This is a genomic window from Pseudomonas sp. B16120 (assembly GCF_044218845.1).
Lineage (GTDB): Bacteria > Pseudomonadota > Gammaproteobacteria > Pseudomonadales > Pseudomonadaceae > Aquipseudomonas > Aquipseudomonas paracarnis.
This window is the reverse complement of record NZ_CP162588.1, coordinates 4,560,187-4,574,280: the sequence shown is the minus strand read 5'-3', so window position 1 is coordinate 4,574,280 and position 14,094 is coordinate 4,560,187. Positions and strand designations below refer to the sequence as shown.

The window sequence follows — 14,094 nt, the reverse complement described above, 5'->3', positions numbered from 1 at the left end:
GCTAGTCAGCTAGCGAGGACGCCTTTGTCCTGGTCCCGTTCTCTCGGGAAGCTCGGCCCTTCGTCGTTGAAGGAGCGGCTATATGTGGGGTGTTGGCAAAAGCTAATGCAGCAGCTGTGCCAAGTCCCTATAGCCCCAGTTTTACTGGGCGTTTACACAGAGAGTCGGCGGATTCTGCCCGTTAGTGGTGCATCAACCAGTACAACAGCACCAGATTGAGCAAAAGCGAGGCCATCGCCAGGGTCTGCCAGACTTTCAAGGGTTCGCGTTCGAGCAAAGGCCGTGGGCGTAGGCTCAATTCGCGGCGGTCGGCCTGCTCCAGCACCAACAGCCATTCTTCGGCGGTTTCATAGCGTTGGCCCGGGACAGCGAACAGCGCTCGTTCCAGACTGTGCGGCAACCACTCCGGCAAGTCGGGGCGATAACGGCTGGCGCTGACGGGTTGGGAAAACCTGGGCCGTTGGAAGGCCTCGATTTCACCGTAGGGGTAATGCCCAGTCAGCAGGTAATACAAGGTCACGCCGACGCTATACAAATCCTGTTGTACCGTAGGCTGCTCGCCAGCGAACGCCTCGGGTGCGATAAAACTTGGGGTACCGGGCAGCAGGTGGGCACGGTCCTCGGAGAGCCCGGGGCAATAGGCCAGGCCGAAGTCCAGCACTCGCAGTTCGCCATCTTCTCCCAGCAGCAGGTTTTCTGGCTTGATGTCGCGGTGCAGGATCTGCCGGCGATGCAGCAGGCCCACGGCGCGCAGCAAGCGTTCTGCAATCGACTGCCATTGTGCCAACGGAAGAGGGCCCTGTTGTTGGAACAGTTGGGCCAGGGTTTGCCCGGCGTATTCGCGCATCACGTAGTACAAATGCTGACGGCCACTGGCGGCATGCACTTCGGGAAAGGCCCGGCCGGCGACCCGGCGCAGAAACCATTCCTCCGATAACAAGGCCTGGGCCGCATCGGTATCGTCGCAACGCAACGGCAAGGTCTTGAGCAGCCAGGGGTGCCCCTGGGCGTCGTGCACGCGGTACAGCAACGACTGCCGACTCTGCGCCAGCACGCTTTGCACCTGCCAGCCTTCAAAGATTTGTCCGACTTTCAGCGGTGGCGGCAGTGGCCATTGCTGCAACTGCACCAGGGCGTCGCCGAGGGTGGCCGCGCCGCGTTGATCGATGCGCACCAGCAAGGCGCTGGCGTTGTCTTGGCTACCCGCCAGGTGGGCGGCGCTGACCAGGGTGTTGACGGCCAGGTCGAGGTCGCTTTGCTCGCGCAGGATCGCACCGATGCTGTGATCGCCCAGCGTGGCCCATACCCCGTCGCTGAGCAGCAGGAAACACTCGCCCTCGCGCAATGGACCATCGAGGAAGTCCAGCACCAGGTGCTGATCCAGGCCGAGGGCGCGCTTGAGTACATGCTGCATGCCCGGCTGTTCCCACACATGGTCTTCGCTGATGCGTTGCAACTCGCCGTCAAGCCAACGATACGCCCGGCAATCACCGACATGGGCCAGGGTGAAGCGTTGGCCGCGAAACACCAGGGCGCTGAGGGTGGTGAGCAACGGTTGGCCGCCGCCGTTGGCTTGCAACCAGCGATTCTGCGCGACCAACAGACGTTCGAGCGACTGGGCCACGCCCCAAGTCTGCGGCGTGGCGTAGTAGTCCACGGCCAGCGCCTGCAAGGTCGAGCGTGCGGCCAGGCCGCCGTCGGCGCACTGGCTGACGCCGTCGGCCAGCGCGCACAGGTAGCCTTTGCTCGCGGCCAGTTCCGCCATGGGCGTGACCACCCGCAGCGCATCCTGGTTCTCGCTGCGCGGGCCGATGGCACTGGCCTGGGCGACGCTCAGTTGTAGGCTCATCAGACGCGGGCGGCGGTCACGGCGGCCGAACCCCAGGTGGTTCTCCAGCGCCGTTTCACCCCATGCAGGCCGAACCAGGCCAGCACACCGAGGCTGGCGAACAACCACAGGGCCAGTTGATAGCTGCCAGTACTCTGCTTGATGGCGCCCATGCCCGCCGCAAGGGCGAAGCCACCGATGCCGCCGGCCATGCCGATCAGGCCGGTCATGACGCCGATCTCACTGCGAAAACGCTGTGGCACCAGTTGGAATACCGCCCCATTGCCAGCGCCCAGGCCGAGCATGGTGCAGACGAAAAGCGCCAGCGCCGCGTAGGAACTGGGCAGGTTGAACCCCACTGCCGCAATGCAGATCACCGCCACGCTGTACATGCCGAGCAGAGTCTTGATCCCGCCGAACCGGTCTGCCAGGGCGCCACCCAATGGGCGCATCAGGCTGCCACCGAACACACAGGCGGCGGTGTAATAGCCGGCGGTCACCGGGCTCAGGCCGTACTGGTCGTTGAAGTAGCCGGGCAGGGCGCTGGCCAGGCCGATAAAGCCGCCGAAGGTCACGCTGTAAAAGAACATGAACCACCAGCTGTCGCGGTCGCCCAGGGCCTTGAAGTAGTCGGCCATGGCTTTGGCTTTTGGCCGCTGAGGGGCATTGCGCGCCAGCCAGGCGAACACGATCAGGGTCAGCACCAGTGGGATCAGCGCAAAGCCGAACACGTTGCTCCAACCAAAGGCGGCCGCCAGCACGGGCGCCAGCAGCGCGGCAAACACGGTGCCGGAGTTACCGGCGCCGGCGATGCCCATGGCTTTGCCCTGGTGCTCCGCCGGATACCACTGTGATGCCAAGGGCAGGGCGACGGCGAAGGACGCACCGGCCATGCCCAGGAACATGCCCAGCAGCAGCGCTTGTTCGTAGCTGTGGATCCCCAGTTTCCAGGCGCAGAACAGCGCCACGATCACAATCACCTGGCCAATCAGCCCGGCGGTCTTGGGCGACAGCTTGTCGGCCAGCATTCCCATCAAAAAGCGCAGCACCGCGCCCGCCAGGATCGGGGTGGCCACCACCAGGCCGCGCTGTTGGGTGGTCAGGTGCAAGTCAGCGGCAATCTGCACCGCCAGGGGGCCCAGCAGGTACCAGACCATGAAGCTCAGGTCGAAATACAGGAACGCGGCAAACAGGGTCGGGGTGTGCCCGGATTTCCAGAAGCTTGATTTCATCACGCACCTCAACGGTTGGGGGTCTAGAAACGAAAAAACGCCGCCACCGGGTTCGCAAGGGCAAACCGGGTGGGCGACGTCTTTGTCGTGAGGGGGCAACCGCCGTTGGCTACCTGTGATAATTCTTTAGCAAGAGCTGAGCCAGATCAGCCGAGCAACTCGCTCATGGCAATAATCTGCTCCGCCACCTGGATCAGTTTCTGTTGACGGCTCATGGCCTGGCGGCGCATCAGGGTGTAGGCCTCTTCCTCGTTGCAGCTCTTCATCTTCATCAGCAGGCCCTTGGCCAACTCGATGCGCTTGCGTTCGGCCAGTTGCTGGTCGCGAGCATGAAGCTGGGCGCGCAGGGCCTGGTCACTCTCGAAGCGCGCCATGGCCACATCGAGGATCGGTTGCAGGCGCTGGGCCTGGATGCCTTCGACGATATAGGCACTGACGCCGGACTTGATGGCCTGGCGCATCACATTCGGGTCGTGCTCGTCGGTGAACATCACGATGGGCCGGGGCTGATCGCGGCTGACCAGCACCACTTGCTCCATCACATCGCGCCCGGGTGACTCGGTATCGATCAGGATCACATCAGGACGCACTGTTTCGACGCGTGCGGGCAGGTCGATGGTCAAGCCGGACTCATCGATCACCTCGAAGCCGGCCTCGGTCAATGCGGCCTTGAGGCGCCCTACCTTGCGCGGGGTGTCGTTGATCAACAGGATTCGCAGCATCGTCCGGCTCCTGTCAGCGCAGCGCTTGGCGATTGGCGTCATCGGCCAAGGCGTGAAGGTGGAAGCTGCGGGCATAGCCGGCGGGATCGCTGCCGTCCCAGGTCTTGCCGTCGAGCAACTGGCTGCGGCGCATGTCCGAGTTGCCCGGGGTAATGCCCAGCGTCTCGGCCGCCTGGCGGTACAGCGCCAGTTGCTGCACCTGCCGGGCGACGCCCAGGTAGTCCGGGTCTTCACGCAGCAAGCCCCAGCGCCGAAACTGGGTCATGAACCACATGCCATCGCTGAGGTAGGGCAGGTTCACCTCGCCGTCGGCGAAAAAGCGCAGTGCATGGGGATCTTGCCACTGGTTGCCCAGGCCATCGTCATAGTCCCCCAGCAAGCGTGGTTCGATGCAAGCCACAGGCGCATCGAGGTATTCAGGGGCACTGAGCAACTGGGCGGTAGAGCGGCGGTTTTCACGGCTCTGCTCGATAAACCGGCTGGCCTCCAGGATCGCCATGACCAGCACGCGTGCGGTATTGGGGTAGGCGTCAACGAAGGCTTGGGTGCAGCCCAGGACTTTTTCCGGGTGGTCCGGCCAGATCGCCTGGCTGGTCGCCAGGGTAAAGCCCTGGTTCTGTTGCACTGCGCTGGCGCACCAAGGTTCACCCACGCAAAGGCCGTCGATGCGGCCGGCTTGCAGGTGCGCCACCATTTGTGGCGGCGGCACTACTACGCTGTTCACATCCTGCAAGGGATGAATGCCTTGGCTCGCCAGCCAGTAATACAACCACATGGCGTGGGTGCCGGTGGGAAACGTCTGGGCGAAGGTGAGTTTTGTCCGGCTTTGGTGCACATGGCGCTTCAACGCCTCAGGAGTGATCATCCCTTGCTGTTGCAGGCCATGGGACAGGTTGATGCCCTGGCCATTCTGGTTCAGCCCCATCAGCACCGCCATGGGGCTGGGGGCGACGCCGCCGATGCCCAGGTGTACGGCATAGATCAGCCCGTAGAGACTGTGGGCGGCGTCCAATTCACCGCTGACCAGCTTGTCGCGCAGGTTGGCCCAGGACGCCTGGCGCTTGAGGTTGAGTGTGAGGCCGTAGGGTTGGGCGAAGCCCTGGGTGGCGGCGACCACCAGCGAGGCGCAATCGGTCAGGGCCATGAACCCCAGGTCCAGGCTGCTCTTTTCTGGGGCATCGCTGCCGTTTACCCAAGCCAGCGGATCGTTCATCAATACCTGCCTTTTTCTAAAAAAAAGCGCCGTTTCCCTGGTTGGCGTATAGGCCATTGCAGGGGAACGACGCCTTTGTCCGTAGGCCCGTGCCGCCTTTGGTGCGAGCCTGATACAGAGTGCAAAGCAAGGCACATGCCATGGGTGGGGCGGTTGCAACAGGCCGTCAGCTTTCGATCATGATTGAACCTCGTGCGCCTCGCAGTATGGCCGCTTCTTCAGGCCAGACCGCCAGGCATACCCACGGTGCACGCTGATTACCTCGCAACCCTCAATTGCCGCTGGCTGTACAGCGCGCTGCTGTGCGCCGTGCTGGTACTGGGCAATGCCACGGCCCGTGGCGAGGAGTTGCCGCTCTACGGCGCCGAAGACGAGAGAAGCTCGGCGGTGGTGCTGCGGCATATTTCCGTCAATAGGCTGCGCGGCATCATGCGGCGTGCGGGGCTGGATGAGCCGCGCTACCCCCTGCGTGAAAACGGCGCGCGTACGTTCTATGTAACCGGGCCTTCCCGTTATGTCGACCAGGTATTGCGCCTCGCTCAACTGATGGACCGCCCCCCACGCAAGGTGCCAGAGCATGCGTCGTTATTCGGCGTGGTGAAAGTGATCAACGTCCTCGTGGACGATCACCTGCAGGGCGCAGGTGCCAACAGGGTCCTTGTACCGGGCATGGCTTCAATGATCAAAGCTCGGTTATCCCAGGCGCAGAAGGACCAACTGGCCGATGGCCGCCTTGTGTTAATGGCTTATCCGGATACCAACAGTCTGTTGATCAAGGGTTCACCTGCCCAAGTGAAGGTTATCGAAAAACGGGTGGCCGAGTTGGATGTCGCCCAGCCGCTGGATGAAGCCTCGCCGGGGCCGGCGCAGGCTGTCGGTGGAGACGTGCAACTGGTCGGCGCACCTCAGTTGACCGCCGCGCAATATGAGTACGTGCGACGTGCGTTCCTGCGAGCGGACCCTGAGTCTTCCCCCTGAAAAAGGCGTTTGTCCATGCACCTGGAAATATTGCTGCAGGAGCAACTGATCAGCCGCAAGCGTTTGGCCGCATTCGCACCGGGGAAGGTGCTGCCCTTGGACCCAGGCGTCACCCGCTGTGTGGAGGTGCGGGTCAATGGGCAACTGATGGCAGTGGGAGAGTTGGTGCAGTTGGAGGATCGGCTAGGAGTTGAATTACAGGAAACCTTTCAGGAGTGGCTGCCGCGATAAGGGTGCGAGCGAATTATCTGACCGGCTTCGGCCCAAAAAAGGCAAATGAATGGGTTTTTTCCTAACGCAGGTACGGGGCGCGGTTTTTATAGTCATGCCAATGGCAGATGAATTGGTTCACACAGTATGGATTTGAATGTCAGTAGTCGACTACAGAGGTGCGTATGGCCGTCGTAATGGATGAAACGACGACGTCCCTGGTCTTCGCTCGTTGGACCTTGCATGGCGATGGCCGGTTGACGGGTGTGGAGGCGGATATTCAGTTGGCTCCCAAGGAGGGGCATGTGCTGCGGTTGCTGCTGGCTTCCGGCGGCGCGCTGATGACCAAGGACCGCTTGCTGGAACTGGCCTGGCCTCGGGGGGAAGTGGCCGATGAGTCACTCACGCGGTGTATCTATTCCCTGCGCAAGCACTTGAGGGCCGACAAAGGCTTTATCAAGACGATTTATGGCAAGGGCTATCGCTTTACCTGCCCGGTGCGCACAGGTGATCAACCCAGGGCAGTGGCGCACGTGTGCGCCGTCTGTGGTCAGGCCAGCAATGTCCAGAGTTAAGGCATGGGGCAAAGGCCTGGTGCTCGGGGTATTGATGGGCAGCAGCCAGGCCTGGGCCTTTTGCTGGGAAGAGGCGGCCAGCCGCCACGACCTTGAGCCGGAGTTGCTGCAAGCTATCGCCTCGGTCGAATCGGGTTACCGGGCGCAAGCGATGAACTACACCAACCGCAATGGCACGCGGGATATCGGCTTGATGCAAATCAACAGCATCCATTTGCCGCGCTTGCTCAAGCAAGGCATTACCGAAGAACGGCTGTTGAGCGAGCCCTGCCTGTCGGTAGAAGTAGGCGCCTCGATTCTTGCCGAGTTCATCCAGCGTTTTGGCTATAACTGGACGGCGGTTGGGGCTTACAACGTGGGGCCGGGGCCCGGGCCACAGCGTGAGGCATTACGCCTGCGCTACGCCGAAAGGATCTGGGTGCGTTATGAGGCGTTGACGGCGCAACGTCAATGAGATCAGGTGGCACGCCTCGCATGCAGGCCGCCACCCCGGCTATAATCAGCGCCACCTTTTGCCGCCATCCGAGTCTAGCCCGCCCATGTATACCCTGGCCCGCCAGCTGTTGTTCAAACTCTCCCCGGAAACCTCCCACGATCTGTCCCTGGACCTGATCGGTGCCGGTGGCCGTCTGGGGCTCAATGGCCTGGTATGCAAGGCAGCGGCGAAAGTGCCGGTGTCGGTGATGGGGCTCGACTTCCCCAACCCGGTCGGTCTGGCTGCCGGCCTGGACAAGAACGGCGCGGCCATCGACGGGTTTGCGCAACTGGGGTTCGGCTTTGTCGAAATCGGCACCGTGACCCCACGGCCGCAACCGGGCAACCCCAAGCCTCGCATCTTCCGGCTGCCGGAAGCGGAGGCGATCATCAATCGTATGGGCTTCAACAACCTCGGCGTCGACCATCTGCTGTCGCGGGTTCAGGCGGCAAAGTACACCGGCATTCTGGGTATCAACATTGGCAAGAACTTTGACACGCCCGTGGAACGTGCGGTGGATGACTACCTGATATGCCTGGACAAGGTCTACGCCCACGCCAGCTATGTCACCGTCAACGTCAGCTCGCCCAACACCCCGGGGCTGCGCAGCCTGCAATTTGGCGATTCCCTCAAGCAACTGCTCGAAGCCTTGCGCCAGCGCCAGGAAGACCTGGCCGTGCGGCATGGCAAGCGTGTGCCGCTGGCCATCAAGATCGCGCCGGACATGAGCGATGAAGAAACCGTCCTGGTGGCCCAGGCCCTGGTGGATTCTGGGATGGACGCGGTGATTGCGACCAACACCACCCTCAGCCGCGTGGGCGTCGAAGGCCTGGCCCATGGTGACGAGGCCGGCGGCCTGTCGGGCGCGCCGGTGCGGGATAAGAGCACCCATATCGTCAAGGTGCTGGCGGCCGAGTTGGCTGGGCGTTTGCCGATCATCGCTGTGGGCGGTATCACCGAAGGCAAACACGCGGCTGAGAAGATCGCGGCCGGCGCCAGCCTGGTGCAGTTGTACTCCGGCTTCATCTACAAAGGCCCGGCATTGATTCGCCAGTCGGTGGATGCCATCGCTGCCTTGCGCTGATCAGGCAATAAAAAGGGCTCCATAAAGGAGCCCCTGGGCCGAAGCCCGCCGCCCGGATGGGGCGCGCGTGGTTAAGTCGCTACAAGTTCAAAGATGTGTGTGTCGCAATTAAATCCCCTGATTAGCCGACGGCGTGAAGTTCGTTGAGTCTGTGGATGCCCGCAGTGCCAGTCATACCGTCCCAGTTGTCGCCGCGTCCTTCTCGCCAGCCGTTGATCCAGGCTTGGCGTACCGACGGTAGAGTAAATGGGCAAAGCTCACGGGATTTTCCATGAACGCCATATTGATATCCGCGTAAAAATGCTCTTTCCAACGGATCACGCTTAAGTCTTCTCATAGGGTGTTTCCCTCACTTGTTGACTGTCTAGATATCCTTCGGCCTTGTCCAAGGCCGGGCAGAGTTTTTCTGCCGTTGGTGGGCTCGCTGCCGGCGTGGCGAGCCAATGTGTTGGCACCGTTACGGCGCCAACCTGTGTTGAGTTCTAACCAATAGGTCACATGTATTCAATGATCGTTTTGTCATAAGCACGTAACGATAACGATGCTATAGCCATAAGCTGGGCTGGTTATTCGCCCCTTTTATAGGGCAAAGCCAGCTATGATGTGCCCTGTAAAGAGGAAAGGTTTAATTCCTTAGTGAGAATGCCCGCCTATTGCAGTCGGTTATTATTCGACGAAGGGTCGGAATATTTCTTTTTGTTGCGCAACATTCTTCTTCTGCCTCGCCAATAAAGGCTCAAGAGCCCGCCAGACGGGGTGGAACGGCACATTCGTGCCACGCGAGCACTCTTCGAGAAAAGTGCTTGATTGAAAACCGAACCGGCGATGCGTCGCCGGTTCACTTATTGCTGAAAAGCCTGGAATGCCCCATGTCGGACCGTTTTGAACTCTTCCTCACCTGCCCCAAGGGCCTCGAAGGCCTGCTGATCGAGGAAGCCGTCGGGCTTGGCCTTGAGGAAGCCCGCGAGCACACCTCGGCCGTGCGCGGCATGGCTGACATGGAAACCGCCTACCGCTTGTGCCTCTGGTCGCGCTTGGCCAACCGCGTGTTGCTGGTGCTCAAGCGTTTCCCGATGAAAGACGCCGAGGATCTTTACCACGGCGTGCTGGACATCGAGTGGGCTGACCACATGGTCCCCGACGGTACCCTCGCGGTAGAGTTCAGCGGCCACGGCTCGGGGATCGACAACACCCACTTCGGGGCGCTGAAGGTCAAGGATGCGATCGTCGACAAACTGCGCACCCCGACCGGCGAGCGTCCGTCCATCGACAAGATCAACCCTGACCTGCGCATTCACCTGCGCCTGGACCGTGGCGAAGCGATCCTGTCCCTGGACCTTTCCGGCCACAGCCTGCATCAGCGTGGCTACCGCCTGCAGCAGGGCGCGGCACCCCTGAAGGAAAACCTGGCAGCGGCGATCCTGATTCGCGCCGGCTGGCCACGTATTGCCGCCGAAGGCGGCGCGCTGACCGACCCGATGTGCGGTGTCGGCACCTTCCTGGTTGAAGGCGCAATGATCGCCGCCGACATGGCCCCCAACCTTAACCGTGAGCTGTGGGGTTTCACCACGTGGCTGGGTCACGTCCCGGCGTTGTGGAAAAAGCTGCATACCGAGGCGACTGAGCGGGCGGCCATCGGCATGAACAAGCCGCCGCTGTGGGTACGTGGCTACGAAGCCGACCCGCGCCTGATCCAGCCCGCACGCAACAACATCGAACGCGCCGGCCTGAGCCACTGGATCAAGGTGTACCAGGGCGAAGTGGGCACGTTCGAGCCGCGCCCGGATCAGAATCAGAAAGGTTTGGTGATCTGCAACCCACCCTACGGTGAGCGCCTGGGTGACGAAGCCAGCCTGTTGTATCTCTATCAGAACCTCGGCGAACGCTTGCGCCAAGCCTGTATGGGCTGGGAAGCCGCAGTGTTCACCGGCGCGCCGGACCTGGGCAAGCGCATGGGTATCCGCAGCCACAAACAGTATTCGTTCTGGAACGGCGCATTGCCGTGCAAGTTGCTGCTGATCAAGGTCAATCCGGACCAGTTCGTCACCGGCGAACGCCGCACTCCTGAACAGCGCCAGGCCGAACGTGAGCAAGCGGCCTACGACCAGGCCCCGAGCGAGCCGGCAGAGCGTCAGTACAACAAGAACGGCAACCCGATCAAGCCCGCCCCGGCCCCCGTGGTGGAACAGGCGCGCTTGAGCGAAGGCGGGCAGATGTTCGCCAACCGCCTGCAGAAGAACCTCAAGCTGTTGGGCAAATGGGCCAAGCGCGAAGGGGTGGATTGCTACCGTGTGTATGACGCCGACATGCCTGAGTACTCCATGGCGATCGACCTGTACCACGATTGGGTGCACGTGCAGGAATACGCCGCGCCTAAATCCATCGACCCGGAAAAAGCCTCGGCCCGCATGTTCGATGCCTTGGCGGCAATTCCCCAGGCACTGAACGTCGACAAGAGCCGTGTGGTGGTCAAGCGTCGTGAGCGTCAGAGCGGCACCAAGCAATACGAGCGTCAGAGTGCCCAAGGCAAGTTCACCGAGGTCAGTGAAGGCGGCGTTAAGTTGCTGGTCAACCTCACCGATTACCTGGACACCGGCCTGTTCCTCGACCATCGCCCGATGCGCATGCGCATCCAGAAGGAAGCGGCGGGCAAGCGCTTCCTCAATCTGTATTGCTACACCGCCACAGCCAGTGTGCATGCTGCCAAGGGCGGCGCGCGCAGCACCACCAGCGTCGACCTGTCCAAGACCTATCTGGACTGGGCGCGTCGCAATTTCTCCCTCAACGGCTTCTCCGACAAGAACCGCCTGGAACAGGGTGACGTGATGGCGTGGCTGGAAGCGAGCCGCGATGAATTCGACATGATTTTCATCGACCCGCCGACCTTCTCCAACTCCAAGCGCATGGAAGGCATCTTCGACGTGCAGCGTGACCATGTGCAGTTGCTCGACCTGGCCATGGCACGCCTGGCGCCGGGTGGCGTGCTGTACTTCTCCAACAACTTCCGCAAGTTCCAGCTGGAAGACAACCTCAGCGAACGCTATGCGGTCGAGGAAATCAGCGACAAGACCATCGACCCTGATTTTGCGCGCAATGCCAAGATCCACCGCGCCTGGAAAATCACCGCACGCTGATTTTTCTCTGTAGGAGCGAGCTTGCTCGCGAAGATCGTCAACGATAGCGCTGCGTATCCGGTTTAACGCAGCGCTCTCAGGTTCTTCGCGAGCAAGCTCGCTCCTATTGTTTTTGCACTGGTCAAACCCATGACCGATGGCTATAACTTAAGCCCTAGCCAAAGTGACACCCCCGCACACTGGCGCTGTGAGTGTTGCCTATGCCGATGCAAGTCGTTCGCCCGAAAATCCTTGGTTTTATCAGTGAGCAGGCATCGGCTTGGCTGGTGGCATTGGTGGTGTTACTGGTCGGTAGCGCGCTGACGGTGGTCGTCGCGTGGGCGGCTTCGGACCTGTATCAGCAGCAGGTGCGCCAGCGGTTCCAGTTGCTGGTCAACGAACGCTACAGCCGCATCCAGGAACGTTTTGAAGATCAGGAACAACGCCTGGGCAGCCTGCAGCGTTTCTTCGTCAATTCCGCAGAGGTATCCCGCGCCGAGTTCGACGGTTTCGCCAAACCGCTGTTGTTGCATGCCCGTGCCTATGCCTGGGCACCACGGATATTTCGTACGCAGCGCAGCTTGTTTGAGCAGGACATTTCTCGCCAGCGTGGCATTCCCTTCAGTATCCGCGAACTGAATACTGCAGGTGAGTTGGCGCCCGCGGCCGAGCGCGATGAATACGTACCGGTGCTGTACAGCCAGACCCAAAGTTTGCTGGGCTCGCCGCTGGGCTTTGATCTGCTGGCCCAGCCCCTGCGCCGGTCAGCGCTGGCGCGTGCGCAAGAAAGCGGCCAGTTGGCGGTGTCACAGCCCATGCAATTGGTGGGTGTGGAGCCCGCTTATGCGGCAGGCGTGTTGTTGGTGGCGCCCGTGAGCAAAGTCGCAGATGCCGAGCCTTACGGCTTTGTGATGGCGGTGATCAGCATGCGCCAGCTGGTGGCCGAGGGGTTGCCCAGGCCCAACCGGGACAACCTGGTGATGCAGATCGTAGACACCTCCGACACCCAGCAACGGGTGTTGTACGCGTCCAGTAACGCCTTGGGCAGCAGTGGCTTGACGGCTGCACGTCGCCTCACCCTGGGCGATCATGTCTACGCCCTGAGCCTGAGCGCCAGCGAAGTGTTCGACAAGGCCAACCATTCTTCGATGCACGCCATTCTGGCGATGGGCGTGTTGCTCAGCGCCTTGCTCAGTGCGCTGCTTTACATGCTGGTCAGCCAGCGCCAGCGCGCACTGAAACTGGTGGAGCAACGCACCGTTCAATTGCGTGCCCGTGAGCAGGAGTTGCGCGGTGCCCATGGGCAACTGCGCAGCGTGCTGAATGCGGCGACTCAAGTGGCGATCATTGCCACTGACCTGCGCGGTGTGATCAACACCTTCAATGCCGGTGCCGAACAGATGTTGGGCTTTACGGCCGAGGAGGTGCTGGGGCATATGACCTTGGACCGCCTGCACGTGGCCGCGGAACTCGACGCCCGCGCTGAGCCGTTGAGCAGGGCGCTGGGCAAGCGCATTCCAGCGAGCCAGGCGATGCTGGTGGAGAGCCCGGACAGTCAACATGAAGGGCGTGAGTGGACGCTGGTGCGCAAGGATGGCAGCCAACTGACGGTCAACATGTTGCCGACCGTGCTCTTGGATGACCATGGCCTGTGGGTCGGGCACTTGGCGATTTACCTGGATGTCACCGAGCAAAAGCGCGCCTATGAGGCCCTTGCGGTACGCGACCGCCTGCTGAAAAAACTCAGTGCCCATGTACCGGGTGGAATCTTCCAGTTCACTTTGGAACCACAGGACAATTGGCGTTTCATCTATGCCAGTGAAGGCATGCGCGATATCTATGAAATCGAACTGGGCGTGCTGCAGCAGGATGCGGGCAAGGTGCTGGAGCGCATTCACCCTTTGGACCTGGAGCGAGTGCGTGCCTCGATACGCCTTTCTGCGTTGCAACTGAGCCATTGGCGCGAAGAGTACCGCGTGCAATTACCTCAGCGAGGCCTGCGCTGGATTCGCGGCGAAGCGACGCCGGAAGAATTGCCGGGAGGCGGTACGCTTTGGCACGGTTATGTATCGGATATTTCTGATCTCAAACGGGTCGAGGATGAACTGCGCGCACTGTCCATTACCGACTCCCTGACAGGGATCTATAACCGGCGCTATTTCCAGGATCGTCTCAAGGGCGAAATGCTCCGGCTCAACCGTACCTCTGGCGCGCTGTCGTTGATCATGCTCGATATCGACCACTTCAAGCGCATCAACGATCAGCACGGCCATGCCGTGGGCGACGGCGTGTTGCAGGAGTTGTGCAAGCGTATCGGCCAACGCTTGCGCCGTACCGATGTATTTTGCCGGCTGGGTGGGGAAGAGTTTGTGGTGCTGTGCCCCAACACTGATGGCGCACAGGCTTACAGCCTGGCGATGCAGTTGTGGCAGTCGTTGCGTGATGCGGCGATGGAGCCGGTGGGGGTGGTTACCGCCAGCTTCGGCGTGGCCAGTTGGCGGATCGACGAAGGTATCGATGGCTTGCTGCTGCGCGCTGATTCGGCGGTGTACGTGGCCAAGCAGGCGGGCAGGGATCGCGTCGAGGAAGCCCTGACGCTTGAATGATCGTTCCCACGCTCTGCGTGGGAATGCATCCTAAGACGCTCCGCGTCACGCCTTGAGC

The 14,094-nt window shown here is 61.4% G+C and carries 12 protein-coding genes; 7 read left to right on the top strand and 5 right to left on the bottom strand.

Annotated elements, in window-relative coordinates; genetic code table 11:
* Nucleotides 1–181: 181 nt before the first annotated feature.
* The 4 genes from AB4P90_RS21290 to AB4P90_RS21275 form a co-directional block, all read right to left on the bottom strand.
* Nucleotides 182–1,849, bottom strand: coding sequence for a protein kinase (locus AB4P90_RS21290; RefSeq protein ID WP_395605356.1), 1,668 nt, complete (start codon nucleotides 1,847–1,849; stop codon nucleotides 182–184).
* Entirely contained in the window at nucleotides 1,849–3,060 is a 1,212-nt protein-coding gene (locus AB4P90_RS21285; protein WP_003193275.1) for a NarK/NasA family nitrate transporter, read from the bottom strand. Before AB4P90_RS21285 ends, AB4P90_RS21290 begins: the two co-directional genes overlap by 1 nt.
* 146 nt (nucleotides 3,061–3,206) lie before the next feature.
* The gene (locus AB4P90_RS21280) at nucleotides 3,207–3,782 is read right to left on the bottom strand and encodes an ANTAR domain-containing response regulator (protein WP_003193274.1); all 576 of its coding nucleotides are present in this window, start codon (nucleotides 3,780–3,782) and stop codon (nucleotides 3,207–3,209) included.
* A gap of 13 nt (nucleotides 3,783–3,795) precedes the next feature.
* Nucleotides 3,796–4,995 carry a CmpA/NrtA family ABC transporter substrate-binding protein gene (locus AB4P90_RS21275; RefSeq protein ID WP_014719479.1) on the bottom strand — a complete coding sequence of 400 codons (1,200 nt, stop codon included), beginning with the start codon at nucleotides 4,993–4,995 and terminating at the stop codon, nucleotides 3,796–3,798.
* A gap of 246 nt (nucleotides 4,996–5,241) precedes the next feature.
* Here AB4P90_RS21275 and AB4P90_RS21270 point away from each other — a divergent pair, with 246 nt between their 5' ends.
* The 5 genes from AB4P90_RS21270 (at nucleotide 5,242) to AB4P90_RS21250 (ending at nucleotide 8,317) form a co-directional block, all read left to right on the top strand.
* Nucleotides 5,242–5,973: a secretin N-terminal domain-containing protein gene (locus AB4P90_RS21270; RefSeq protein ID WP_395605355.1), complete on the top strand. Its 732-nt coding sequence runs from the start codon at nucleotides 5,242–5,244 to the stop codon at nucleotides 5,971–5,973.
* A 15-nt stretch (nucleotides 5,974–5,988) separates the two neighbouring features.
* Complete coding sequence (locus AB4P90_RS21265) at nucleotides 5,989–6,204, top strand: FliM/FliN family flagellar motor switch protein (protein WP_003193267.1); 216 nt, start codon at nucleotides 5,989–5,991, stop codon at nucleotides 6,202–6,204.
* A 164-nt stretch (nucleotides 6,205–6,368) separates the two neighbouring features.
* Nucleotides 6,369–6,758 carry a winged helix-turn-helix domain-containing protein gene (locus AB4P90_RS21260; protein ID WP_014719476.1) on the top strand — a complete coding sequence of 130 codons (390 nt, stop codon included), beginning with the start codon at nucleotides 6,369–6,371 and terminating at the stop codon, nucleotides 6,756–6,758.
* The gene (locus AB4P90_RS21255; RefSeq protein WP_014719475.1) at nucleotides 6,745–7,212 is read left to right on the top strand and encodes a transglycosylase SLT domain-containing protein; all 468 of its coding nucleotides are present in this window, start codon (nucleotides 6,745–6,747) and stop codon (nucleotides 7,210–7,212) included. Before AB4P90_RS21260 ends, AB4P90_RS21255 begins: the two co-directional genes overlap by 14 nt.
* 85 nt (nucleotides 7,213–7,297) lie before the next feature.
* Complete coding sequence (locus tag AB4P90_RS21250; protein WP_057701027.1) at nucleotides 7,298–8,317, top strand: quinone-dependent dihydroorotate dehydrogenase; 1,020 nt, start codon at nucleotides 7,298–7,300, stop codon at nucleotides 8,315–8,317.
* A 121-nt stretch (nucleotides 8,318–8,438) separates the two neighbouring features.
* Here AB4P90_RS21250 and rmf read toward each other — a convergent pair whose 3' ends face one another.
* Nucleotides 8,439–8,654: a ribosome modulation factor gene (gene rmf / locus AB4P90_RS21245; protein WP_002553055.1), complete on the bottom strand. Its 216-nt coding sequence runs from the start codon at nucleotides 8,652–8,654 to the stop codon at nucleotides 8,439–8,441.
* A gap of 532 nt (nucleotides 8,655–9,186) precedes the next feature.
* Between rmf and rlmKL the strand changes: the two genes are divergently transcribed.
* Together rlmKL and AB4P90_RS21235 are read left to right on the top strand one after the other, a co-directional pair.
* On the top strand, nucleotides 9,187–11,451 hold the full coding sequence (gene rlmKL, locus AB4P90_RS21240; protein WP_014719473.1) for a bifunctional 23S rRNA (guanine(2069)-N(7))-methyltransferase RlmK/23S rRNA (guanine(2445)-N(2))-methyltransferase RlmL: 2,265 nt from the start codon (nucleotides 9,187–9,189) through the stop codon (nucleotides 11,449–11,451).
* Nucleotides 11,452–11,651: 200 nt separating this feature from the next.
* Nucleotides 11,652–14,036 carry a diguanylate cyclase gene (locus tag AB4P90_RS21235; RefSeq protein ID WP_020302639.1) on the top strand — a complete coding sequence of 795 codons (2,385 nt, stop codon included), beginning with the start codon at nucleotides 11,652–11,654 and terminating at the stop codon, nucleotides 14,034–14,036.
* Nucleotides 14,037–14,094: the final 58 nt, after the last annotated feature.